Source organism: Spirillospora sp. NPDC048824 (assembly GCF_043198455.1).
Taxonomy (GTDB): domain Bacteria; phylum Actinomycetota; class Actinomycetes; order Streptosporangiales; family Streptosporangiaceae; genus Spirillospora.
Window position 1 is genome coordinate 5,628 of sequence record NZ_JBICUS010000032.1, and the last position, 24,256, is coordinate 29,883.

At 66.7% G+C, this 24,256-nt stretch carries 18 protein-coding genes; 5 read left to right on the top strand and 13 right to left on the bottom strand.

Going from position 1 to position 24,256, the window contains the following annotated elements; translation table 11 throughout:
* Nucleotides 1-186: 186 nt before the first annotated feature.
* The 4 genes from ACGFIS_RS35670 to ACGFIS_RS35685 form a co-directional block, all read right to left on the bottom strand.
* Entirely contained in the window at nucleotides 187-576 is a 390-nt protein-coding gene (locus ACGFIS_RS35670; RefSeq protein ID WP_392973830.1) for a hypothetical protein, read from the bottom strand.
* A gap of 103 nt (nucleotides 577-679) precedes the next feature.
* Nucleotides 680-1,678, bottom strand: coding sequence for a hypothetical protein (locus ACGFIS_RS35675; protein WP_392973831.1), 999 nt, complete (start codon nucleotides 1,676-1,678; stop codon nucleotides 680-682).
* Nucleotides 1,679-2,361: 683 nt separating this feature from the next.
* Complete coding sequence (locus ACGFIS_RS35680) at nucleotides 2,362-2,850, bottom strand: ATP-binding protein (RefSeq protein ID WP_392973832.1); 489 nt, start codon at nucleotides 2,848-2,850, stop codon at nucleotides 2,362-2,364.
* Between the two features lie 392 nt (nucleotides 2,851-3,242).
* Nucleotides 3,243-6,287 (bottom strand): tetratricopeptide repeat protein, encoded by a 3,045-nt coding sequence (locus tag ACGFIS_RS35685; RefSeq protein ID WP_392973833.1) that lies wholly within the window; start codon nucleotides 6,285-6,287, stop codon nucleotides 3,243-3,245.
* A 198-nt stretch (nucleotides 6,288-6,485) separates the two neighbouring features.
* Here ACGFIS_RS35685 and ACGFIS_RS35690 point away from each other — a divergent pair, with 198 nt between their 5' ends.
* Nucleotides 6,486-6,608, top strand: a complete 123-nt coding sequence (locus tag ACGFIS_RS35690) for a hypothetical protein (protein ID WP_392973834.1) — start codon at nucleotides 6,486-6,488, stop codon at nucleotides 6,606-6,608.
* Between the two features lie 6 nt (nucleotides 6,609-6,614).
* On the opposite strand, the gene ACGFIS_RS35695 is transcribed toward ACGFIS_RS35690, so the two are convergent.
* Entirely contained in the window at nucleotides 6,615-7,304 is a 690-nt protein-coding gene (locus ACGFIS_RS35695; protein WP_392973835.1) for a hypothetical protein, read from the bottom strand.
* A gap of 550 nt (nucleotides 7,305-7,854) precedes the next feature.
* Here ACGFIS_RS35695 and ACGFIS_RS35700 point away from each other — a divergent pair.
* A complete protein-coding gene (locus tag ACGFIS_RS35700; RefSeq protein WP_392973836.1) occupies nucleotides 7,855-8,604 on the top strand; it encodes an FkbM family methyltransferase in 750 nt (249 codons plus the stop codon).
* On the opposite strand, the gene ACGFIS_RS35705 is transcribed toward ACGFIS_RS35700, so the two are convergent.
* Together ACGFIS_RS35705 and ACGFIS_RS35710 are read right to left on the bottom strand one after the other, a co-directional pair.
* A complete protein-coding gene (locus ACGFIS_RS35705) occupies nucleotides 8,588-12,049 on the bottom strand; it encodes a hypothetical protein (RefSeq protein WP_392973837.1) in 3,462 nt (1,153 codons plus the stop codon). The genes ACGFIS_RS35700 and ACGFIS_RS35705 overlap by 17 nt on opposite strands.
* Nucleotides 12,050-12,092: 43 nt before the next feature.
* Nucleotides 12,093-13,394, bottom strand: a complete 1,302-nt coding sequence (locus tag ACGFIS_RS35710; protein WP_392973838.1) for an AIPR family protein — start codon at nucleotides 13,392-13,394, stop codon at nucleotides 12,093-12,095.
* A 642-nt stretch (nucleotides 13,395-14,036) separates the two neighbouring features.
* Between ACGFIS_RS35710 and ACGFIS_RS35715 the strand changes: the two genes are divergently transcribed.
* Nucleotides 14,037-15,572 carry a pentapeptide repeat-containing protein gene (locus ACGFIS_RS35715; RefSeq protein ID WP_392973839.1) on the top strand — a complete coding sequence of 512 codons (1,536 nt, stop codon included), beginning with the start codon at nucleotides 14,037-14,039 and terminating at the stop codon, nucleotides 15,570-15,572.
* Nucleotides 15,573-16,868: 1,296 nt separating this feature from the next.
* On the opposite strand, the gene ACGFIS_RS35720 is transcribed toward ACGFIS_RS35715, so the two are convergent.
* Nucleotides 16,869-17,546 (bottom strand): GntR family transcriptional regulator, encoded by a 678-nt coding sequence (locus ACGFIS_RS35720; protein WP_392909985.1) that lies wholly within the window; start codon nucleotides 17,544-17,546, stop codon nucleotides 16,869-16,871.
* Between the two features lie 119 nt (nucleotides 17,547-17,665).
* Between ACGFIS_RS35720 and ACGFIS_RS35725 the strand changes: the two genes are divergently transcribed.
* Nucleotides 17,666-18,424 (top strand): CoA transferase subunit A, encoded by a 759-nt coding sequence (locus ACGFIS_RS35725; protein WP_392909983.1) that lies wholly within the window; start codon nucleotides 17,666-17,668, stop codon nucleotides 18,422-18,424.
* Nucleotides 18,411-19,097 carry a 3-oxoacid CoA-transferase subunit B gene (locus tag ACGFIS_RS35730; protein WP_392909981.1) on the top strand — a complete coding sequence of 229 codons (687 nt, stop codon included), beginning with the start codon at nucleotides 18,411-18,413 and terminating at the stop codon, nucleotides 19,095-19,097. The genes ACGFIS_RS35725 and ACGFIS_RS35730 overlap by 14 nt, the downstream gene beginning before the upstream one ends.
* Before the next feature lie 77 nt (nucleotides 19,098-19,174).
* Here ACGFIS_RS35730 and ACGFIS_RS35735 read toward each other — a convergent pair whose 3' ends face one another.
* From ACGFIS_RS35735 to ACGFIS_RS35755, 5 genes are all read right to left on the bottom strand, one after another.
* Nucleotides 19,175-19,978, bottom strand: coding sequence for an ABC transporter ATP-binding protein (locus ACGFIS_RS35735; RefSeq protein WP_392973840.1), 804 nt, complete (start codon nucleotides 19,976-19,978; stop codon nucleotides 19,175-19,177).
* Nucleotides 19,975-20,796: an ABC transporter ATP-binding protein gene (locus ACGFIS_RS35740; RefSeq protein WP_392973841.1), complete on the bottom strand. Its 822-nt coding sequence runs from the start codon at nucleotides 20,794-20,796 to the stop codon at nucleotides 19,975-19,977. The genes ACGFIS_RS35735 and ACGFIS_RS35740 overlap by 4 nt, the downstream gene beginning before the upstream one ends.
* Before the next feature lie 101 nt (nucleotides 20,797-20,897).
* Nucleotides 20,898-22,178 (bottom strand): ABC transporter substrate-binding protein, encoded by a 1,281-nt coding sequence (locus tag ACGFIS_RS35745; protein ID WP_392909975.1) that lies wholly within the window; start codon nucleotides 22,176-22,178, stop codon nucleotides 20,898-20,900.
* Complete coding sequence (locus tag ACGFIS_RS35750; RefSeq protein ID WP_392973842.1) at nucleotides 22,175-23,365, bottom strand: branched-chain amino acid ABC transporter permease; 1,191 nt, start codon at nucleotides 23,363-23,365, stop codon at nucleotides 22,175-22,177. The genes ACGFIS_RS35745 and ACGFIS_RS35750 overlap by 4 nt, the downstream gene beginning before the upstream one ends.
* Complete coding sequence (locus ACGFIS_RS35755; RefSeq protein ID WP_392909971.1) at nucleotides 23,362-24,255, bottom strand: branched-chain amino acid ABC transporter permease; 894 nt, start codon at nucleotides 24,253-24,255, stop codon at nucleotides 23,362-23,364. The genes ACGFIS_RS35750 and ACGFIS_RS35755 overlap by 4 nt, the downstream gene beginning before the upstream one ends.
* Nucleotide 24,256 lies beyond the last annotated feature (1 nt).

Genomic DNA, 24,256 nt, shown 5'->3' on the forward strand with positions numbered 1-24,256 from the left:
GGCGGCGCGCACGGGGCCGCACGCCCGGCGGCGCGCACGGGGCCGCACGCCCGGCGGCGCGCACGGGGCCGCACGCCCGGCGGCGCGCACGGGGCCGCACGCCCGGCGGCGCGCACGGGGCCCGGGTGGCGTTCCGCCTACCCGGGCCCCTTATCGCGCGTGGCGCTGTGTGCTGTCCCCCGTCGTCTACCTGCGGCGTTCTATGCCGCCGCCCATGAGGCGGCAGGCGCGCTCGTCGTCGGCGTTCAGGAAGATGATGGGCAGTTCGGTGACGCCCGTCTGGCGGGCCTTGTGGATCCGGTGCCATCCGTCGATCACGATGGGTGCCCGTACCTCGGGAAGTGGCACGGCCAGCAGCGGGTGGGAAAGGTCCACCGTTTCCGCGTGATCGTGGTCGATGCGGATGAGCGCGCCGAGGGCGCAGATGTCTGACACGTTCGCGCGTTTCACCGGGTGGCGGGTGGCCGCTCGCGCGGCGACCGCGACGTCCCATGCCCACCCGAGTAGGACGAACACCTGGTCGTGGGGGTCGTGGTCTGTGTCGTGCGAGGTCGTACCGGTCGCGTCACCGTACATGTAGCGTCTCCTTCGTCATGACAACTCATTGCGTGGGTGGGGTCGTGAGACCCCGGGTCATGACGGGGCGGACGGGCTGCTACCCGTCCGCCCCGCCTATGGGTCACGCGGCGTTCGTGCTGTCCCCCTCGCCGCTACCGGTGGCCACTCCGTCGGTGGCCGGGCTGGCCGCGCGGAACCGGCGGGGGCGCTCACAGGTCAGGACCGCCTCGCCCTGTCCGGCGAGGGTGTCGAGGGCGTTGGCGACGGCCCCGGACGAGCGGTCCAGGACCTTGGCGATCTCGCCGGGCGTGAATTCCTTCTCCGGGTAGGCGTTCAGGTGCGCGGTGATGAGTGGCCGCAGGGGCGACGGTGCGGCGCGGTCGCCGGTAGTGCGCGGCGCGCGGGGACCCGTTCCGGTCCGGGTGCCAGTGGTGGCGCGGTTGGTGCGGCGGACGCTACCGGCGTAGCGCGTGATGTCTTCCATGCCACGCGTGACCTGCTCGTCGTCGTCCGCCGCGATCGCGGCGAGGGTTGTGGTGACCGTGCTCAGTAGGTCGGTCAGGATCACGCGCGCGGCTTCGCGCTGCTCGGCCTTGCGCAGGTCGGCGTCGACCCGTGCGCGTCGTTCGGCCTCCTCTTCCTGCGCCTTGCGCAGGGACTCGGCCGCCGCCGCCCGCCGGTCCGCCTCGTCCGACAGAATCTGCATGGCGGTCGCGAGGGTGTCCTGTGAGATCACACCCGTTCCGGTGGGGGCGTCCTGCGCCGTCGTGGTGACGGTGGCCTCGTCGCCCGCCGGGGTGGCCGGGGCGACGTCACCGGCCCCGGTGGTGGCCGTGGGAACGACCAGGGCCCACACGTCCGGGGTGCGGCCCCGCCCGGTGCCCTCACCGGCCGACCGGACGGCGTGTCCGGCGTCCGCGAACGCCGTCAGGGCCTTGGTCACCGTCGCGCGGCTGGTGCCGGACGCCTTGGCAAGCGCCGTCACGGTCGCACCTTCCGGCACGGCGCTCAGCGCGTCCCACACGGCCCCAGCCGCCCCGTCCGGACGTCCGTTCGCCGCGCCGTCCGCCGGGGCGGTGGTGGCCGTGTCAGCGTTCGCGGTGGTGTTGGTGTTCGCCATTGTTTCTTCCTCCCGAATGGCGGCCGATTCGGCGGGACTTTCCCGCCCGGCTTCGTCCGCCATCACGACCATTTCTCGACGTCGCGACGAATGCAACACGGAGCGCCGACGAATTTCGTCACCCGAACGGATGGAGAGGCTTACCTCAGTAAACAAAAATTTGATGATCAGGCCGACCTGGGTCGGCGTCCGCAACCTTCGATCTGCCATTGCCGGGACTCGCGCGTTCCGACCTCGGCGCGTCGGCGACGCAGACTCGGGAGGCCGTCACCGGGTGCACCTTTTCGCCACCCTTCCAGACAACCCCCAATGCCGCCGACGAATATGCCGTCTTAGTGGTAGGTGAGAAATAGAGAGGAGGCACTTGCATATAGGAAGCCGGAGGAAGATTTATGTCGACGTCGCCGCCGCGCCCCTATGTAGATTCCCCTTCGGGGATATCCGGGCGTACCGCCGCCCCACCCGTTATAGGCGGTGACCTGCGTCGACGCCGATACGAGGAGGGGGCGCTCATAGCCAACCCCCCGGTTACTCCCCCGTTCCCGCCCCCGGTCGCCTCACCCACCCCGGCCTCGTGAACGAGCAAAGGTCCCGCCCGCACCTGACGAAGGCGCTGACGGGACCTGAGCTTGGCCCTAGCCTGGAAGCAGGGACCAGCCTGGTAAGGACAGGCTGGTCCCGCCCTATGCGGCCGGGCTGACCGGCGTGACCAGTGGCGGGTCCTCGTACGGCTTCTCGACGCAGAGCAGGTCCGCCCAGACGGTGTGGCCCTCGATCGGGCTTCCGTGAACACCCATCATCGCGGCCAGTCGCGAGACTGCACGCAGGCCCCGCCCGCCCTCATTCTCGACCGGACCGTCGAGCGGGTCGTGCCTCACCGTGGGGTATCCGCCGCCGCCAAGGTCGCTGACGCCCACATACGCCAGGCCACCGAGCACCAGCTCGACGGTGAACCGCCCCCCGTGCTGGCCCGACCGAGTGTGACGCACGGCGTTCGACGCGAGTTCGGTCACCACGAATCCTACGTCCGAAGCGATCGAGGTCTCCGCGAACAGGAACATCGCGAACTGCCGCGCCAGCGGAATCTGATCTGTCCGCCCCGGAAAGACGCGACGCCAGGACATCGACGCGCCCATTACCGAGGCCGCGGGTTCGAGGTTGAATCTCGACATTCCTTGAATCCTCCTGACCGGCCGCCCCGTCCCCGCGTTCCTATTAGCGGCGAACTAACGCGGCGTACCGACCCCCATCAAGGGGCATCTCCTATTCATTTGTCAAGCCACCCCAACCCTCATGCGCCGGATCAACACGGTCGATATTGCAACGTCCATGCCAGCTTGTTTAGCTCGAAGGTCATGCAGAGCCTTCACCTGCGATTCATTCTTCTTTCCGGGATCACGTTTCTCCTATATGTATCGGCATTAGCGACAACTGTGGGCGCCTCAACGGGTTGTCTCCGCGGGGACAGCAGGCTGGCCGATAGCCTCGGTACGACAGGACTTCTGGAGCGAGGAGGAGTTAGTCCCCCTTAGATCTCGGTCAAATGGACCTGTACAACGCGGACTTAAGCTTCAGTCGATGATCGCGTCGGTCGCCCGAGAGATGCTGTCCGCACCTGATGATCTTGAGGCCGGAGCGGGGCAGGTTGGGCGGCCTCGCCTCCTGGTTCTATGCCGTATCGGATGATCCGAGCAGCATCATCGCGCCGACCAGTCTTGTTGAGGAGCATGGCCGCGAGGGCGAGGGCGCCCGAGTCGTCGGAGCCGGGTGGCGTCACTCCGGCCTCTGCCGCCCGCAGATAGTAGGCGAGCGCTTCGTCAACGCGCTCGGTGTCGCGCAGCAGATTCGCCGTCCAGATCAGGGCATCGGAGTCGCCCTCTTCCACTCGGGACTGAAGCCAGTGGATCGTTTCGACGGCCTGGTCAGTTTGTAGCATCAGATCGATACTCCACCGCAGGGCCACCTCGCCATCGCCCGCGGCGACGCGAGAACGCAGCCACTCGATAGCCTCATGTGCTCGTCCGGTATCGCGGAGGAGCTCTGCGCCCCGACCCAGTGCTTGGGTGTCACCGTTTTCGGCGGCGGCCTTGTAGCAGCTGATGGCCTGGTCGATCCAGCCTGCTCGCCAGAGTAGGTCAGCCTGGTGCCGTAGACCTGCGGTGCCGACGTCGCCACGGAAGTCCTGATATGCCTGGATCGCCTCGTGTGTGCGGCCGGCGCCGTGGAGAACACGGGCAAGTCGCCCCAACGCCTCGGCGTCACCGGAGTCGACTCGGGTACGAAGCCAACTCAGCACCTGGTCGGTCTGCGGCACCTGCAACGCCAGCACGACCGCTTGCTCCAGGGCTGCCAGGTTTCCGTTGCTGGCTCGTTCTAGCAGCCATGTGATCGCCTCGCCCGTGCCGGAGCGGTCGCTCAGCAGCGAGACAGCCTCCCGCAGGGCCCCGATGTCGTCATGCTCGGCGGCACGACCGTAGAGATCGATCGCCTCATCCGTGCGGGCTGCAGATGCCAGCCACTTGGCCGCAGTCCTCATCCGGACGGGATTGTCGGCGCACAAGGGCAGGATGAGGTTGATCGCTTCTTCCGGATCGCCGGAGTGCCACCGCAGATCTGCGATCATCGCCGTCGCATGGTCGGGGCCCCCGGGTTGTCGGTCTTGGAGCCATCTGATCGCTTCGCCGGCCGAGCCGTCCTCTCGCATGAGCCCGACCACCCGAATGAGCGAGATCGTGTCACCTGCCTCAGCTGCCTCCTGGAGATGGCGGACCGCCTCATCGACCCTCCCATCGCGCAACATCGTCTCGCCTAGAATCCTGGACGCCTCCGCGACTCCCGAACGCGCGGCGCGGTGCAGCAACGCCTTGGCGTCGGCGTGGCGGCCATCCTCCAGGAGCATGTCAGCGGCCTGGGTCAACGCGTCCCGAGAGCCGTCGGCGGCGGCGCGCTCATACCAGGTGAGTGCTTCGTTGATCTGTCCTGCTGTGCGTAACGTCTCAGCTGCCTTCGTCCATGCGTACACGTCGCCACCTTCTGCGGCGCAGCGGTAGCAAGTCACCGCCTCTTCGAGGCGTCCGGCAGTGCTGTATAGGTCCCCTGCCCAGAGCATGGCGTCGGTAGCGGTGGGATCGCTCTCGAACGCGGCCGCGTAGAAGCGCAGCGCGTACTGGTACAGGCCGCGCTGTTGCGCCTGTCTGCCCAGCCTGACCAGGTCGGAACCGCGTGCGTGGGTCAACAGCGCGTCCCAGAGAGTCTTGGGGGCGGTGAACGTACGGCGCTGGGCCTGGCCATACTGCTCTAGGTAGTCGGCGAGCCGGAAGTGCGCGGTGCGGTGCTCTTCGGTTGCTGTGTGGGGGATAGAGGTGAGAGGCGCGCGGGCGCCTCGGCAGGGGCGATGGTCGGCGACGTAGGTGAACGCCTGATCCAACCAGTTTTGGTCTAGCATCTCCCGCTGAGGTCGGGTCAGGTAGCCGGGTGCGGCGTCGATGAGAAGAGGCCGGGGCAGCAGGGGGCTGTGCCCTAGACGCCGTGCGTCGATCGCGATGTCCATCAGAGCCCGCGCCGGGGGGGATGCGGTGCGGTAGATCGCCTGTAATGCCGGTCCCCCCGCCAGGTATTGAGTAAGGTGACCGTCCTCGGCGAGGTCCACCGCCTCGGCCAGGCGCGGATCGCTTTGGGCGACCAACCGGGCACGATCTAGATCCGGCCGAGAGAAGAGGGTCGGGATCGGCAGTTCGGTGCCGGTGAGCAGCGCCCGCGCTTGCGCGTGCGGGTCCTCATGAGGCGAGGTGTAGCCGGTCAGCGTGGTCCAGTACCGCGGCCAGATCGTCCCCAGCACCAACACCGGTCCCCGCTCCGGGGCGCGCAGCAGGACGCGCAGTTCCGCCGCGACCTGCTCGCCGAGGTCCTCGCCTGGGGTCAACAGGTAATGCTGCATGTCGTTCAACCACACCACCGTGCGTGGCCCGATCAGGGGGATGCCCTTGAGTAACGCCTGAGGCCTGCTAGGGGCGATCGGGTGCCACAAGCGCCAATCCGATGGCAAGCAGCTCAGAGCCTCCCAGCAAGCACGGGTCTTGCCCGTTGCAGCCTCTCCGACCAGGACGGTGATCGCGCTTGCGTCTATAGCGCGTTGGACGAACCGCTCTAGCGCCGCATCGTGCCCGCGTCGGACGTAGGCGGGCAGGGCCGGCATCCCGTCGTATGGATTCTCGATCGCTGGATGTACCTCTAAGGTGTGCGGATCCGCCCACTCAGAGATCGGGCGACCGATCCCGTCAGGTCTTTGTGGAACGTGCGCCTGCGCCTCTTCGACCAGTTGGTTCCAGTAACGGCGCTCTCGTGGCCCCGGAATCTTGGCCGCCCACCGGGACCAGACCTGCACCAGTGCCCACACCTGGTCGGGGTCGCGTGGTGCGCGTCCGTTGCCTCGACGTAGCCACTCACCGATCCGACGGTCATCCATCTGAGCCGCGAACTGGCGCGCCTCCCGCGCGGCCTCCCGTCGAGAGTGCGGTAGCCCCTGCACTTTGCGTCCGGCTACCGCCTGCATCTCCAGCGCACGCAGCGCCTCCTGGAAAGCCAGGAGCCCCTTCCGCGCCTCGGCCACGCTGTCCTCCGGTGATGTCCGCCGGTGCCCTCCCGTTACCCGCCCTGCCCGCTGCGGGCCATGCGGGCATGCTGCTCATCTGCGACGCTGCCACCGATGCGTCCTGGTGTCCCGCTTTCTCTCGATCCCGGCTTGCGAGCTCGCGCACGATGTCCACCGGCTCCGGACAGCGAGAGCCCGACTACCAGGGAGGACATCATGCACACGAACACGCGGCGCCGACTCGCCCGCACGGCTGCCTTCTTCTTCGTCCGGGGCGCCGCCATGGCGATCGGCTCGGGCGCCGTCACCATGCTGATCTGGTGGATCCAGACGCACTGAACCACCTCACTGTCGGAACGCGTCGAACGCGCGCTGGTCGAGTGCGGGAAAGTCGATGGCCTGAACGTCTCTGGGCGACGGCTCCACGCCACCGCGCCGCTCGGCGCGTCCGGTGAGGATGTGGCCGCCGAGGACGGCGCCCTTGGCGGTGACCTTGATGGCTCGGAACGCCGCGGGGGGCAGCGCGCAGAACCCGGTCTGCACGACGTCCTCGAACAGCGAGTCCGAGATCACATAGGCCAGATCACGGTCGGCGTCGTCGGCCAGCAGGCGGCGCAGCGGCGCGGCGTCCAGCAGCCGCTGAACCACGATGGGCGCGTCGCCGGCAGGGCCGAATGGCCCGGTGGTCAGCGTGCCGTGGTGCAGCGCCAAGCGAAGTCGTAGCCGGAACCGTGCGCTGGCCCGCCCTGTGGTGCCGTTGACCTCGCGCAGCGTGGCGGCGAGTCCAATGACGAAGTCCCCGGCCACCGGAGCGGGGTCGACCCCCTCGGGCAGCGTGGCCAGCTCCCCATCGCCTCCTACCTGCTTGTCCCAGACACCGTGGTCCAGGCCGATGCCGTGGGCCGCGGTGTCGAGCACCTCCGACATCTGCCGCTGAGCGAGCAGTTGCTCGCGCGTGTCGCGTTTGCTGTAGCCCTGGATGTCCACCGCCAGCAGCAGCCGGTAGACGAGGTGTGCGTTTCCGTATCCCTTCACATCCGTGCCTAGGCCTTCCTGCTGAGCCGAGCGACGTCCGCCCCCAATGGTTCGGATACTCACCCTTCAGAGTGCAGCAACAGCTACGCGTCTGTCTCCCCTTGCCCGATGTCAGTAGAAGCGATGGCGGCCCTGTAGCCGGTTATGGTTTTGTGGCCTGCGCTTCTAATCCACCGGTCGCGGGTTCGAATCCTGCCGGGCACGCCACCCTCACCAGCCCAAACGCCATGCACCGGACGAGCCAGCCCGGACACGGGGGGCGGACTGCGCAACCGTGCGGTGCGGATGGTCACCGAAGTCCGAGCGGACTACGACACCGAGACCGTCGCGCTTTGGGCGGCGGCGGTCCAACTGGGCGTCCGCTCGCCGCCGCGACCAGGAGCTTGCCCGTGATGCGGAAGCGATGTGGAACAGGGCCTTGAACACGACGGTTTGGGATTTCTCGTACTGATGACCTACGTAGACGCCCGAGGCCGCGTGTCGTTGATGGCTTCCAGCGTGCTTCGACGATCTTGATGGGGACCATCGGGAGGCCCGTAGGTTGGCGTGTGTGGGCGGTTATGACCTGATCTCGTATGCGGGTAACGCGGAGGACGTCGTGCTGATACGCGCCTTCGCTGGCCACCGGAATGGGTTCTTCGTGGATGTCGGCGCCGGGGAGCCCGTCAGTGGCTCGCTGACCAAGAACCTTGTGGACGATCTGGGCTGGCGAGGGATCAACGTAGAACCGTTGCCCGAGCGCCACGCGCGTCTTCAGCAGGCTCGACCAGGCGATGTGAACCTGCGGCTTGCCGTGGGAGATGAGGCGGGCGCTGCGACTATCTTCCGGGTCGTCCCGGGGCCGGGAATGACTGGCGGCGGCGGTCTCAGCACCCTGCGCAGGGATGTCCTGAAAGGCCATCTCGCGGACGGTTGGCGCCATGAGGAACTGGGCGTTGACGTCGTCACCCTGGAGGCGATCCTCAGCCCGCACGCGGAACCGGGGTTCGACTTGCTGAAGGTCGATGTGGAGGGGGTCGAGGCCGCGGTGTTGCGGTCGGCCGACCTACGGGCGTGGCGGCCGCGGGTGATCGTGGTGGAGGCGACCGTTCCGCTGACGACCCGGCCGAGTCACCATGAGTGGGAGCCGCACGTCCTTGGGGCCGGGTACAGGCTGGCGCTCTTTGATGGTCTCAACCGCTTCTACGCGCGCGACGACGAGGCTGACCTTCATGAGCGGCTTGCTGTGCCTGCGAACGTGCTGGACAACTACATTCCGTACGCCTGTGCCCGGCGGGCCGGCCTCATCGGGCCAGCGTGAGCAGGTCGGGGCGGTGGTCGCATAGCCACTGGGTAATCCAAGCGCCGTCGCTGTCGGCGAGCCCTAGGACTGGGGTGTCGATGAGGCGGCGCAGCATCATCAGGGGCAGCAGCGCGGTCAGGGCGTCCTGGTCGACGGCGTCGCTGCCGTAGCCCTCGATGAGGGGGCCGGGGTCTGCGCCGCGTGGCATGTCGACGGCCAAGGACCAGGCGAGGTCAAGCATCGGTGGTCCGGACTCGGTCGCCCCCGGGTCGAGTAGTCCTGTGAGGACCTCGCCGTCGAACAGCGCGTTGTGGCAGACCGCGACGTCGCCGTGGATGGCGGTCATGGGGAGCCCATGGCGGGCGGCGGCGACATGTTCGGCTATGGCCGGGTAAGCGTCCGGGGCGGTGGTCCTGGCCCAGCCCAGCAGCACGCCCACGGCGCCGGGATCGTCCAGGCGCAAACCGTTACCGGGGGGCTGAGAGTGCCAGAGGCGAAGCTGGTGACCTAGTTCCCGCTGGCGTTCGGGGGTCGGGTGATCGGTAGGCGTGCCGGGGAGGCGCTCCAGGACGGCCCACCACGCATCTCCGGCTGCTTCCGCGTCCAGTAGCCGCGGCCCTCGAATGCCTGTTGTGGCGCGTAGTGCCTCGAAGTTGCGGACGGTCTCCAGCCGTTCGTGCAGCCGCCGGCCGACTTTCACGACCGTCCGGACGCCGGGCACGACGCCGTTGGTACCGAGGGTCTCCTGCGCAGTGGTCACGTCACGTGGGCCGTCGTATGCCGAGCTGGTCAGCGCGCCCCGGACCGCGGCCTCGATGAGCGCTTCGGGCACTCGGCCGGTATCGATCAATGCGCGACGATCACCGGTGTCCAGGGGACCGCAGGTCGGTGTCCGTAGCCGGGTCAGTGCTTCCGACCAGCGATGCCGCGCGGAGCCTGGATCGTCCAGCCACTCGACGGTGTTGAAGTCGGCGTCGAGTTCGGCCCACGCCCGGGTTACCGGTGCCCACACGGGCAGGCAGTCCTCCTCGAGGGTCCGTGCTGTGTGCGCGGCCTGCGCCATCCGGTCGGCGGACGCATCGAGCAGAACTTGCAACGCCTCGACGGGCAGCAGTTCACGGGTAGCTCCGAGTTCACCGAATAGGCGTGCCGCCCTCCCTAGGAGTTCGGAGGCCGCTTGACGTTCGCCGCGAAGTGCCCGCGCCATCGCCTCGGCCATGTCGCACTGAGCGAGCCCGATCGGTTCGCCAGCTGAGCGGTTCAGGTCACGTGCCCTGCCGAGCAGTGACAGCGTTCGGTCCGGGTCGTACCACATCAGCGCGAGCAGCAGATGGCGAAGCGCGCGCGCCTCCCACAGCGGCGCATTGGCTGCGCGGGCGGCTTCGAGGGTCGATTCGAAGTACTGGGCTGCTTCGGCGAACTGGGCGTTCTGTAGGTGGGTGTGGCCGAGTAGGTCGGCGGCCCGGACCTGGTCAGGGCCCGTCTGCGATACGCCCTCCAGCAGCCGTGCCACGGACTTGTAATCGCTCCGGCGTAGGGCGTTGTCGGCCAGGCCGAGCCGTCCGCTCGCGCCGATCAGTGAGGTGGGCCCGATGCCGGACAGGTGCTCGGCGGCGTCCTCGACTCGGCCGATGACGTGCGCGCGACTCGCCAGCTCGTGACGGTAGTAGTCGGCGTACGGGCCGTCAGGTTCACCGATCAGGTCACGCAGCGCGCGGTAACGATCCTCGGCGTTGACGTCTCCGCGAGCAGCCAGCCGGGCGACCGCGGTCAGCCGGGCCAACTCGGGTGAATCAGGCAGCTCCGGCAGGGACGCGAGAACCTGCCAGTGCCCGAGCGCTGTGAGGCTGTAGGCGATATCGCCCAGGGACTCCGGTGCAAGTCGGTGTTCATCCGCCGCGCGCAGGACGAGCAGGAACGCCGCTACGCATCGCCTGCTGCGTACCCCCAAGGGAAGCGGATGGTCGGCGTCGTCGTCCCAGACCGCCAGCGCCGCGCGTGCCAGATGGTCGATCGCCCGCTCGGTGTTCCGGGTTCTTTCGCCCTGTGTCCAGCCGTCTTCGGTGTCGGCGTCGCATTCGATGACGCTGCGGCGCAGGTTCTCGTGCAACCGATACGGCGGCCACACCGCCTCGTCCCGCCGGACGAACGGGCGTTGCACGAATCGTTCGATCTGCCGACGTCGGAGATCTGGCAGGATCCCGTGCAGAACGTCCTCGTCGAACGCCTCCAGAAGCGCCGCGGCCCGTAGCAGGTCACGGTCGGTCGCGGACAGGTCCCGCATCGTCCGCAGCACCAGCTCGGGGAACCCGAGCCCGAACGCGCCGGCGTCCGGCGCTTCACCTCGCGCGAGGAACTGTCCGAACAGCCCGGCGGACAGATCGAGGTAGAGCGGCGAGCCACCCGATCCCGCGATGATCCGCTCTCTGATCGCCTCCCCGATCGCCGGGGTCCCGTCAATCGTGAGCCGTGCCGTCAGGTACGCCTCGGCTGACGCCCGGTCGAACCCGTCGAGGCCGAGCTGGTCGGCGTCGGCCAGGCCCGGCCAGCGGCGTTCGCCACCGTAGGTCAGCGCGACAGCCCTGGCCGGGTCGTGCCAGCGCAGCGCGAGCCGTCCGGCTGCGACGAACGCCACGTTCGGCATCAGGTACACCAGCCGCGACACCAGGTCCTCAAGGCCGCCGCGCTCGGCGGGCAGGCGCTGGACGTTCTCCAGTGTGTCCAGCACGCACAGCGCCAGCGACGGATGCTTGTCGCGCGCTCGTTCCAGGTCGGCGGCCAGCAGCACCGGCATGTATCCCAGCATCCGGTCCGGGTCCTGCTCGGTGAGGATCGGATCGAGCGCGGGCAGACTCGCCCGCAGCCGTTTCAATCGGGCCTTCTGCGTAGCGGTCCGGCCGAGTAGGTTCAGGGCCCGGTACGCCACCGACAGCGCGCCGAAGCCACCGAGGAGCTGGTCCACGGCGTTGCTGACCTGGTCGGCGACACCGAGGGAATCCGCCGTCTTGTCCTTCTGCAGGAAGGCCGTCAGCGATTCGCCTGGATGCTTGCGCTGCCAGTAGAGGGCCAGAGCCACGTCGAACGCGGGCCACGACTTCGCAAGTGGCGCGAGCGCGGCGCGCACCCGCAGCACGACGGCCTCAAAGCTCGAACTGGCAGGGTCCGCGAAGTCCAGCACGGCGCGCGCGCCACGTCGAGGCAAGCCGTCGAGCTCACCGGAGACTGCCAGATCCGCAACATGTCGGGCCAGCGTGGACTTGCCGATCCCGCCTTCGCCGCACACGGCGATGAGGTTGGACGCGGGCCGCTGGAAGTCGAGCAGCTCGTCCACGGTCCAGGACCGTTCGACCAGTTGGGCGAACCGGTCTTGAAACGCCCTGATCTGTGCTTCTCGGTTAGTGAAGACATGTTGGACTTCGAATGGAGCGCGCGGCCCGTAGCTGAAGAACTGGTCGACGTCCACGCCGATACCCGATCACATCCCTTCGACCGTGACAACGCTGCTTCTACGCCCAAGCACCGCGATGTGCTCGCGGCGGTGGTCGTGGCCGAGCGCGAAGCGCACGCGTCTGGTGCGCCGGGGAAGTGACTACGAGCTCCGGCTCACCGCGCTTGTACGTGTAGGTCTTGCCCAGGCCCGAGAGCAGGAAGTCCTCTCGGATCTCGGCCTGCACGGGGTCCAGGGCGATGAAATCCCGCTGTGACACGTCGTTCTGCGTATTAGTGGTCTCGGTGATCCGGGTCGCGTAGCTCTCCCGTTCCGCCCCCAGGGAGAACACGCGGACGGTGACCTCAGCATCCTCGGCCACGTCCGGGTTCATCTCGAACGCCTCATGGATCGCCGCGACTGTCTGCGCGCCGTTGACGACGCTGACGCCCTGCAAGGTCAGTTCGACAGGCTCGTCCCCCCTGCGGCGGCCGAGATAGCGTTCCTCGATACGGTCGCATAGCACCGTGATGCCGTTGTTGAAGTACCAGAAGTTCTCTGGCTCCTCGAGGAGGGTCTCTTTGATGCCGGAGTTGATGCGGGTCAGTCCGAGTGACTTGCGCACGTTCTCCTCGTAAAGGGCATCCCCGTGCTCGTCATGCCATGCAGCAATGTCCCTGGCCGTCACGGTGCCTTGCCATGCCTCGAACGGTGTGTGCTTATACAGCCAGTTCCGCATGACAGCTGTAACATTCACCGGATTGGGGGCGATATCTTGGCGCAACTTTCGGTGGAAGTCGGCGACGCCCAGCACCCGGTGGCGAAGCAGCGGCCCCTTGTTGTTGGCGTCCTGACGGAGGCGGTCCAAGACTGCTGTCGTGGCCTCGGAGAGCACCGGCTCTCCCATGACAGCCACGACGAGGTTGATCCGGAGCCGGGCGTCCCCCATTACGGCGTCGAGCCGGGGCAAGAACGGTTCCATCCGCTTGTTGAACGGCTCGAAGTCCCTGCCGTCAATCAAGCGAACACCATCCGCGAACGCCAGCGCATCTCCCTTGGGCAGCTTGGCTGTGCCCGCATCGCTCCATTTCGCCTGGACCAGCCAGACTTCGGCGGATCCTTCGCCCACCGCAACGGCATCGATTCCCTGGTCCAGGTCTCCGTCGATGACTCCTTGGCCGGCTGCTTCCTGGTCGCAGCCGGTCGCAATACGCAGCGCCTCAGCCGACAGCGCCCGGGATAGGAAGCGCTGCTCCCTGCCAGCTGCGTCGTAGCCGCGCAGATCCTCCTCATAGATCAGCCCGGCGTAGTTGCGCAGCAGCGCAGCCCGAACATGCTCAACCTGTCTGGGCACCTTCGCCCCAGCTTGCTTCTCGCTCATCCCCACCCCGGGCCGATTCGTAGCCACCCGCACTCGGCACTCTGGCCTCGACCTCGCCGTAAGCTCTGGCAGAGGGCCCATCCATCAAAATAGTCTCATCTGATCCGCTTGGCGAAGAGAACCACAGATCCGTGCTCTTTGAGGTGTGGTGGTCGCGTTCGGAATGTTTTTGGACGTGCTATATCTTCTTCGAAGGAGATCCATAATGGAAGGTAGATCCAGGCGGACGAGAGCCGCCCCGAGCTGCGGATCACCCACGTCGTGGCGGCCGTCTGAGCTGCTGTCAATGGCAGGGTGACAGGCCAGCGTGTTGACGGGATGCTTGGCCGCGTGGAACTGCCAGCGGTGCTCGATCAGGGCGTAGCACCTAGCTGAATTGGCCCGCCGTGCGAGGGGCCTTGTTTCCGGTGAGTATTTCCCGAAGCCAGCGACGAGTTCGACGGTCGGACGGTGAGCGCACCGCCAGCGACGTCATGCCCGACTGCTTGGATACAGCACTGGTTGCGCTGGAGACGGGTGGGGGCTCCCATACTTGTGGAGGCGCCCGCCGTTTCGTGGGCGCACGATCACGAAGGGTCACTACCGCAGTCCGCGACTTCGACTGTCTCGGAGAAGCCTGGCGGAACCCACTATCCTGGGTCCGTGGCACTTTCGATCTACGCATCCAGTCCCTTCTTCACCCCCTCGCAACTACATGATCTGGCTGCGGCGGTACTTGATGCGAACGTACATGACGAGAGCATATGGATCGAGTGGAAGAAGACTCTGGACGACCTCAGCGGCCCGTCGGCGCGCATTCATCTGGTCAAGGCGATCCTAGGCTTCGCGAACCGTGATCCCTACCTGGCCATGCGACGAGCAGGCGGCTTCGCCTACCTACTCATCGGGGTCGAACCGGAGAACGTCCGCGGTGTCACTACAGTCGATCACAACGTGTTGGAGCAGAGCCTTGGGCCGTACGTTGGACCGCAGGTCAGGTGGACGCCCGAGTACATCAGAATAAATGGCAAGAATATTCTCGTCATAGTGGTGGACCCACCCCAGCTAGGCGATCCCATCCACTATCTTCGCAAGGACTTGAAAGACAGCAAAGGCAAGATCGTTCATGCTGAGCACTCCGTTTTCATTCGCCGCAACGCCCGGACAGTGAAGGCGAATGATTCGGATATGGAAAGACTTCAGAAGCGGTCCGCTCCCGTCACACCGGTGGTCGCGACTCCATATCGTGATGTCGATGAGCTGGCGTCAAACCTTCACAGCAGCGAGCCGGCAGTCCAGTGTAATTCGCTTGCGATCCTTGAGCAGATCGGAATCGATCATCCCAGCATGCAGCAACTAGTGATCGACAATGTATGCCGACTCCTTCGCACTCCAGATGACGCTGGCGTAGTTGAAGCTCGGGAGTTCGCCCAGGCTGTCTTGACTCGTCGATTGACCGGCCTGGACGCCAAGAACGAACCCGTTGACGGGGGCGCCTGGGGGAATATCGACATAGATCTGACCGGGGCCCGGTTGATCAACCTCGATTGGCAGGCCGGGAGTGTTGGAGTTTCGGTTTTTCGTAACGCAGAATTTTTAGGAGACACCCATATCAGCGGCCTTGAGTTCCACCATTCGGCAGACTTTTCCGGCTGCACATTCAACGGCTATACCGCGATCGTCGGCACGAAGTTTGATTCTTGCGATTTTTCGGGCTCCACCTTCGAAGATGACTGCATCTTCAGCAAATCCGAGGTGGATGGTATGGCTAATTTCACTAATGCAACATTCGAGGGGGGCGCATCTTTTCGCAGTCTGACCCTAAGAGACACCGCCATCTTTAAAGATCTTCTTTTCGAAATGAACTCAACCTTCGAGGGTGCCGAGTTTCATGGAGACGCCTACTTTGATCATTCGCATTTCAGGGGCTTCGCAAATTTTGAGCACGTGAAGTTTCACGAGGTCATCTCTTTCCGTAATGTGACCTCTCATGGTGAATTGAGTCTCGCGAGGGCTTGCGCATTCAGCCACTTGCGCGCTGACCTACCTGCGGGGTGGGCGATTAATCCTTACGGCTCGTGCGTTGTCATAGCAAGGGAGACTGATATCCTTGAACAGGACAGGGGCAAGAAGAGGCCGGTGTTTGGTTCTGATCATTGCAGGCATTGCATAAAGATGGAATCTTGTAGGTATCTGTGATATTACAAGTCCGCAGTTTTGTTAAACTGATTCCCGCACGCAGGCGACCGCAACTACGAGCCGTGCTGGATACTGACCGGGATTCGATAGAGGCACCCGATCGGTGAGCGAGCAGGCCACGTGCTGTCGAGCCTGTCGCCCACCGACGTGGACGCCCACAAGCCGTCTCCGCACGATCGTTGATCGGCTCGAAAGCGGGGGCAAGCGCGGTAGGTGCGTGTCGCTATGCCTCCGTGTAGTCATCCGATCGTGAAGCGGGACGGGATGGTTAGCTGGCAGCGGTGGGTGGTGGGGTTGTGGGTGCAGCCATGCGCGCGGTTCCCCGTAGGGGGTACGCCGTAGACCGGCGCACGATCCCGTTTCGGCGGACCCGATCGCCGCAGCCGCCGCGTCGTGCTGGGTGCCGACGATCTCGGACGCAATCGTGATTACGCAGGAACGCGTCACCTCCGCAGGGCCAGCGCAGCCGCCACCGGCCTGGTGCCGGATGCGCGGACGTCTTACCGAACCCTTGCGGCTGCCCGTCCGTGCCGTCCCGGAAGACGGGGCGCGAAGCCAACCTCCGCCGCCTCCTCGGCACACCCGAGATCCCAGTCGCCACCGCCGTCCACACGCCCGCCACCTCACCCGACGGCCCAGCAGGCCAGGTGTGGCAACTCGCCGGAGCCACCGGCCGCAGGCATCGCCTCGTCGACCTGGTCACCTTCTGGGGCACCGCGCGGCGGTGCGAGTCCGATACCGACCGATGCCGCTAGTGATCGGGGCAGCGGCCGCGCTGCTCGGCCTGGCCGCCGTGCTCGGCGCCGTCCTTCCCGGGCTCGGGAGCGGGACTGGGGCCGGGGCATGCCAGCCCGCTCCCGGCGGGTCCGTCAGCGACATCCCACCCGCCTCTTTGAGCCTCTATCTCAAGGCCGGCAGGGAGTACGGGATCGGGTGGCACGTCTTGGCGGCCGTCGGGAAGGTCGAGTCCGATCACGGGCGCGGGACCGGCCCCGGCATCGCCTCAGGCGCGGAACCACTTGGGGACGACGCCGCGAATCAGAGCCGGTCGCCAAGCTCCCAGAACGGGCGACCTACGACCTGACGGTGTAGCACCCGGTTCTCGTGACGGAGCCCCAGCAACTCGACGTCCTGAGCAGATCAGGCCGGACCAGCATCACCAGTAGTACGAACAAGCCCCCGAAACCAACCGGTACAGCGGAGAGGACAACACCCGCGGTGGTCGCGTTTACTGCCGCGACCACCGCGTCAAATCCCCAGCTCAGAGCGTCAACAGAATTACGGACGGTACAGGTTTCAGGAGACGACGAGCCTGCCGATGAGCAGTTCGGTCGTCCGGTTGAAGTGCTCGCTCAAACGCTGAACGGCAAGGTCGGCGTCCCGCGCGAGTGCGGCCTCGCACAGTTCGCGATGCTCGCAGGCCACGTCGCGCTTGCTGCCTTCGGTCAGCGGAGCGGACAGCCGCCGGTACAGCTCGCTCGCATCGAACAGCGAATCGCAGATCTCCAGCAGCATCGGCATCTCGCAAGCGGAGATCAGGGCGCGGTGGAAGTCACGATGGGCCACCGCCCATTCCTCGGTCGTGTGGTCGGGGTCGTCGGGCGCCCTGGCCGGTGTCTTGACCAGCAGATGGTGGGCGGCCAGCACACGTGATTCCCAGGCGAAGTCCCCGCGGGCGATGGACTCGCGCAGCGCGTATCCCTCGTTGAGCACGCGAAGGTTCGTCAGCTCACGCAACCCGGCTTCGGTGAGCTCGGCGACGTGGAAGCCCTGGTTGTGTCGGCTCCGGACGAGACGCTGCTCCGCCAAACGTGAAAGCGCTTCGCGGATGACGCTCACGCTGACCCCGTAGGTCAATCGCAATTCGCTGGGCTTCAGCCGTTCGCCCGGCGCGTACACGCCGTTGAGTATGGCGCGGCGGAGCTCGTCGTAGACGTGACTCGCCAGGGTCTCGGCAGTATGCGTGCGGGCCATGCCACGACCTTATCGAATCTCGCACCGATGTCCACTAATCACGTCGAGAGTCGATTCTTCCTGGCCTTGCCAACTATAGTCGTCTATCATTATCAGAGTCGATTCTGGCGGAGGCCTGGATGTCGAAGATCGTTTCCGAGCCGCTGGAGGCTCTCGGCGAGGTCAGGGATGGCGCGGTCGTCGCCGTCGGCGGGTTCGGGCCCGCCGGCGTACCGCTCACGCTCATCAATGCGCTTCTGGCCACAGGTGCCCGGGAGCTTCATGTCGTGACGAACAACGTGGGCGACGGATGGGGGCTGGGCGAACTGCTCCGGGAGGGCCGCATCGCGCGGCTGACCATGTCCTACACGGGAGAGAACAAGGACCTGGCCGACCGGTGGCTCGCCGGCGAGCTCGAGATCGAGTTCACCCCGCAGGGGACACTGGTGGAGCGGTTGCGCGCGGCGGGTGCGGGAATTCCCGCGTTCTACACCGCGACCGGTGCGGGGACACTGATCGCTGATGGAGGGCTGCCGCTGCGCTTTCGTGACGGCGAGCCGATCTCCCGTACCCAGGCCAGGGAGCAACGCGAATTCTCCGGGCGAAGATACGTCCTCGAACACGCCCTGCACTGCGATCTGGCTCTTGTGCACTGCTTCTCCGCCGACGCGGCCGGGAACCTTCGCTTTCGCGGCACCGCACGCAACTTCAATCCGGTGATGGCGACGGCCGCGACGACGACCGTGGCGGAGGCGGAGTCCGTTGTGGCGTTGGGACGTCTGGCACCGGACGATGTGCACCTTCCCGGCGCGTTCGTCACCCGGGTGCTCGGCGGGGTCCCGGCCAACGATCGGATCGACAAGCTGATGACGACGGAGGTCCTCGATGAGCGTCACTGAGCAGCATCCCTACCGCGCGGACCGGCCCCGCGATGTCATCGCCCGACGCGCCGTGCGCGAACTGAGCGATGGACAGTGCGTCAATCTCGGCATCGGCATCCCCACCCTCATTCCCGGGCTCTTGCCGGCCGACGTCAACGTCATGCTCCACTCCGAGAACGGCATCCTGGGGACTGGCAGATACCCCACCCGTGGCGAGGTCGACCCGGACCTGATCAACGCCGGCAAGGAGACCGTCACGGTCGTCCCCGGCGCGAGCTTCTTCGACTCGGCCCTGTCGTTCAGTCTCATCCGCGGCGGCCATATCGACATCGCCGTGCTCGGCGCCATGCAGGTCTCCGCCCGGGGCGACCTCGCGAACTGGTGGGTGCCTGGCAGCCTGGTCAAGGGCATGGGCGGCGCGATGGACCTGGTCAGCGGAGCCCGCCGCGTCGTGGTCACGATGGAGCACACCGACCGCAACGGCCACTCCAAGATCGTCGACGCATGCACTCTGCCGCTGACCGGTGTGGGCGTCGTCGACCGGGTCATCACCGAGCGCGCCGTGTTCGATGTCGGCGAGACGCTCCGCCTGGTCGAGCTCCTCGACGGCTGGTCCCTCGATGAGGTGAGGGCGTGCACCGCGGCGGCGTTCGAGGTCGGCCACGAGGTCGCGGAGGCGTCCAGGACCTGATCGCAACGGTGTGCGATCGTCTGCGGGGCGGTCGCGGATGTGTCGTCCGCGACCGCCCCGCAGTTCGTCGTCGAGTGTCAGTGGTCAAGTGCGGTTCCCAGATAAGCCGACATGACCTCGGGATGGTTGCGGACCTCGTCCGGTGAGCCGTTGGTGAGCAGCCGGCCGAAGTTGAGGACCACCAGCCGGTCAGCGGTGGACATGACCATGTTCATGTCGTGCTCGACGAGCACCTGGGTGCACGAGCCCTCGGCACGGATCAGCCGCATGACCGTAGCCATTTCCTCGGTCTCCTCATCGTTGAGACCGGCCGCTGGTTCGTCCAGCAGGAGCAGACGCGGCCGGGCGACGAGCGCCCGGGCGAGCTCCACGCGCTTATTGACTCCGTAGGGGAGTTTCCCCACCTCACGACCGGCCATCGGCCCCAGCCCCAGGTAGTCGAGCGTCTCCATGCAGACTCGGCGATGATGCCGTTCCTCCCGCCGCGACCGGGGCGTGGCGACGAGCGTGGACAGCACGCCGGACTTCATCTGCTGATGGCATCCGAGGAGAACGTTGTCGAGTGCGGTGAGCTCTGGGACGAGTTGGAGATTCTGGAACGTCCGTGCGACGCCGAACTCGACGAGCCGATGCTGCGGAACCTCCAGCAGGGACCGGTACTCCCCCGAGACGGTGTGGACCTCGACCTTGCCCTCGTCGGGGGTGTAGACCCCGGTGAGCACGTTGAGCAGGGAGGACTTGCCCGCGCCGTTCGGCCCGATCAAGGCCAGGATCTCGCCGGTCGGTGCGTCGAACGTGACGTCCTTGAGCACCTGGTTGCCACCGAAGGCCAGGCTGATGCCGCGGATGCGCAGGATCGGCTGAGTGGGGGTGTCGGTCATTGCAGCCATGGCAGGGCCTTCCGGTCGGGCGACGTGCCGGTGGCGGCCAGGTCGCGGGACGTGGTGATGTCGTCGTGCGAGCTGCCGAGGTAGAGATCGCGGATGCTCGCCGAGCCGCCCAGGTCCGCGGGTGTGCCTTCGGAGATGACGCGTCCCCGCTGCAGGATGTAGGCGTAGTCGGCGAGCTGGAGTGCGAGTTCGATGTTCTGCTCGACGATCATGATCGCCAGTCCATCGGCCGCCAGTTTGGCGAGGACCTCGCGCACTTCGAGGATCGCTACCGGGGACAGCCCGAGGCTGGGTTCGTCGAGGATGAGGAGTTTCGGGGAGCTGACGAGCGCCCGCGCGATCGCCACGATCTGCTGTTGTCCGCCGGACAGCAGGCCGGCGGCCTCGTTGCGGCGCTCCGCCAGCAGACGGAACTGATCGAACATCTCCTCTGCTCGGGCTCGCGCACGCCGCCTCGGCAGGCTGGCCGCCCCGAGCAGGATGTTCTCCTCGACGGTCATGCGCTGGAACAGCCGTCGTCCTTCCATGACCTGCGTGAGGCCGACGGCCACCGCGGCGGTGGGGTTGCCCTGCGGCAGCGGCTCGCCGAAGACCTCCACGGTTCCGCTCGTGACGGAGCCGCGGTGGTGGGGAAGTAGGCCGGACACACCACGCAGCAGTGTGGTCTTGCCGGCGCCGTTGGCGCCCAGCAGGGCCACGGCCTGACCGTCCTCGACCTTGATCGAGACATTCTCCAATGCTCGGATCGATGCGCCATAGCGCACGGTGAGGCCTTGCACCGACAAGACGTTCATGGTCACGGCTGTCACGGCTCGGTTCCTGTCCTGGTGGATCTGTGTCACGGATCTGCTCGGCACGTCCCTGCCGCGGACGCACCGGGCCGGGACGGCGTGCTGGTCGTGCTCGGTCGCTAGTGCTTGGTGCTGGAGTAGTAGTCGTCGATGAGCCCGGAGGTGAACCACGGCTTGACCACCTTGAGGAATCCCCTGGTCGACCTGTCAACGGTCACGATCGTGTCCGCGTGGTGGGGGACGCCGGCGGTCTTGGAAGCGGGGTCGAACTTCAACAGGTCCGGTCCGAGGCCCTTGGACGGGACCTCCAGCGAGGCCAGCGCGTCACGGATACCGCCGCGGTTAAGGCGGCCCCCCTTGGCGGCCTTGGTCAACGCGTTGTAGAAGATGTAGGCGGCCGTCCACCCGATCAGCGCCGGCGGGTTGTCGACGGAGTCGGGGAAGTCCTTCTTGAGCTGCTCGCGAGCGAGGTCGATCTGCTCGCCTCCGATCGCGGTGACCGGCCCACCGTAGGCGATGGTGACCTTCTTCTGGAAGGCGTCCGAGATCGGCAGACCGAACACGGCCGGCGCGAACGTCGGCTGGAGACCGAGCCAATCCCAGTCGGCGCCGGCCGACTGGGCTTCGCCGAAGAAGCCGAACGTGGCGCCGACGGTGCTCGCCATGATGACCACGTCGGGCTTGGCGGCCTTGATGCTGGACAGCTGCCCGGAGAAGGACTTGTCGGTAGCGGCGTAGGACTGCGCGGTCACGATCTTGAAGCCGAGCCTGCCCGCGGCGAACTCCAGCGCGGACTTGGCGCCCTGGCCATAGGAGTCCGCCTGGTAGAAGAGCGCGACCTTCGGGTTCTTGTGGCCGGCGTCGTTGATGTACCAGTCGATCCCGTTGATCGTGTTGTCCTCGTAGGTGGAGCCGGAGTAGAAGACTCCGTCCTTGCGGTCGAGTTCGCTGGCGTTGTTGGCCACCAGGGGCATGCAGTCGGTCGCGATCTGCGCGGCGACCGCGTTGGTGGCCGCCGAACCGAAGCTCAGCGGGATGCCGGCGACCTTGGAGGACAGCTCGCGGTAGGCCTGAACCGCCTTCTGCGGATCGTAGGCGTGGTCCTTGACCGCCAGTTTCACCTGCCTGCCGTCCACGCCGCCGAGTTTCTGGTTGGCGTAGTCGAAGAACGCCTGGACGCCCTGGGAGAAGGGCACGCCGCCCGCGGCCACCGGCCCGGACAGGTCGGTGAGGATGCCGAGGTCGATCGACTTGTCGGTGATTCCCGTGGTCTGGCCGCAAGCCGCGGAGTCCGTGCTCGAGGAGGAGCTGCCGGCGGAGTTGACCCCGCCGCAGGCCGCGAGGGTGACCAGACCCGTGGAGGCAACCAGCAGCCTCATCCAGCGTGAGTTCGGTGTCATCGGACCGTTTCCTTTCGGGTTGTCGCGTGGTGGGAGCGGTCGGAGATGCGAGTCACGAGCGCCGCCAGCCCCCGCGGCTCGATGACCATGACGACGATCAGGGCGGCGCCGTACAGGACTGAGGTGAACTGCTCGGGTGACAGACCGGCGCCGGTGGCGCCGTCGGTCACCAGCGGGAGGTAAGGCGCGAGCTTTTCCACCAGTTCAGGCAGCGTGAAGAGGATCGCTGCGCCGACGAGTGCGCCGTAGACCGAGCCGAGGCCGCCCAGGACGACGACCGCGATCATGTCGACGCACATCATCAGGTCGAACTGCTCCCACGAGACGAACGACTGCTGACCGGCCCAAAGCCCGCCCGCCAAGCCGCACAGGACGGCGGAGAAGACCAGCGCAGTGCCCCGGTACCGGGCGGGGTCGATACCGAAACTGCGAGCGGTCAGGCTGGAGGAACCGACGACGTGCAGGGCCCTGCCGGTACGGGATCGCAGTAGTCGCGTGGCCGCGACCACCGTGATCATGAGGACGATCGAGCACAGCACGAAGTAGGTCAGGGCCCGGTCCACGACCAGCCCGCCGATTCGCGCCGGTCCGGCCAGGTTGATGCCGAAGAAGGGCACGTCGGTGAGCAGGACGCCCGAGGTGCCTCCGGTCCACGAAGTGGCGATGCGGAACACGTGCTGGCCGAGGAAGGCCAGCCCGACGGTGATGATCGCGATGTAGACCCCGCCGAGCCGGGCGGCGATCGGCGCCACCGCCCAGCCGAGGACGAAGCAGACCGCGCAGGCGGCCGACAACGAGATCAGAAAGTTCGTTTCGGCGACGTTGTTGAGGTAAGCGGTCATGAACGCCCCCGTGCCGATGAAGCACGACGCACCGAGGTTCACGATGCGGGCGGGACCGGCGAGCACCGTCAGTCCGATCGCCGCGATCCCGAAAACGACGGCCGTCGTCGCGACCGACATCAGGTCGCCGGGCCCGTGGACCGCGATCGCAACGAGGATGACGGCCAGCACCCCGGGCTTTTCCGGCAGGCGGCCCGGCAGGCTGGACGGCGCCTTCGCCCATAGGCCGGCGCGCGGTGCTGTGGCCGGTGTTGTGGCCGGTGTTGTGGCCGGTGTTGTGGCCGGTGTGCGCCCGCTGGATGGCGAAGCGGCGAGATGTCCGGTGCCGGGCGAATCGGTGCTCATACCCTCGACACCTCCCGTCGGCCGAGCAGCCCCTGCGGGCGGACGAGCAGTACCAAGAACATCAGGACGTAGGGGACGACCAGTTGGTAGCCCTGCCCGAGCACCTCGGGCTGCCAGGCGCTGGAGATGGCCTCGGCGTAACCGACGAGCAGCCCTCCCAGTACCGCTCCTGTCAATGAGTCCATCCCGCCGAGCACGACGGCGGGCAGGGCGCGCAGGGCCCAGGTGAAATTGGACTGGTCCAGGGTGCGCGGGTGCGTCCCCACAAGAACACCGACGACAGCGGCCAGTCCGGCGGCGATGATCCACACGGCGGCCAGATTGCGGCGCAGGGAGACGCCCTGGGCCTGAGCCGCCTCCGGATCTTCGGCGCACGCGCGCATGTTCAGCCCGAAGCGGGTCCGCGCGACCGCGGCACCGAGAACGGCGAGGATCACGGCGGCGATGCCGATGATCCACAGATCCGAACGCGCGACCGAGTTCCCGGCGACCTTGACCGATTCAGTCCAGGGGGAGCCGACTTCAAGGCTGTTCAGGGTCCACTTCTCGTGGCTGCTCAGCAGAGCGCGCAGCGCCAGGTCGAAGCCGATGGTGGCGACCACGATGGCATCGGGCGACGCACCGAGCAGGGGGCGCGCGATCGCACGGTAGGCGAGCCAGCCACCGGCGCAGGTGATCGCGACGGTCGCAAGCGATGCGAGGCCGAAGGACCACCCGAGGCCGTTGGCGCCGAGCTCGTAGGCGCAGTAGCCGCCCAGCACGACCAGGGCTCCCGCCGCCAGATTGATGCCGTGCGACGCCTTGAACACCAGTGCGTAACCGAATGCCATCAGGGCGTACAGGCTGCCGACGGCGGCGCCGGCGACCAGGATGGTGACGAACCTGTCCATG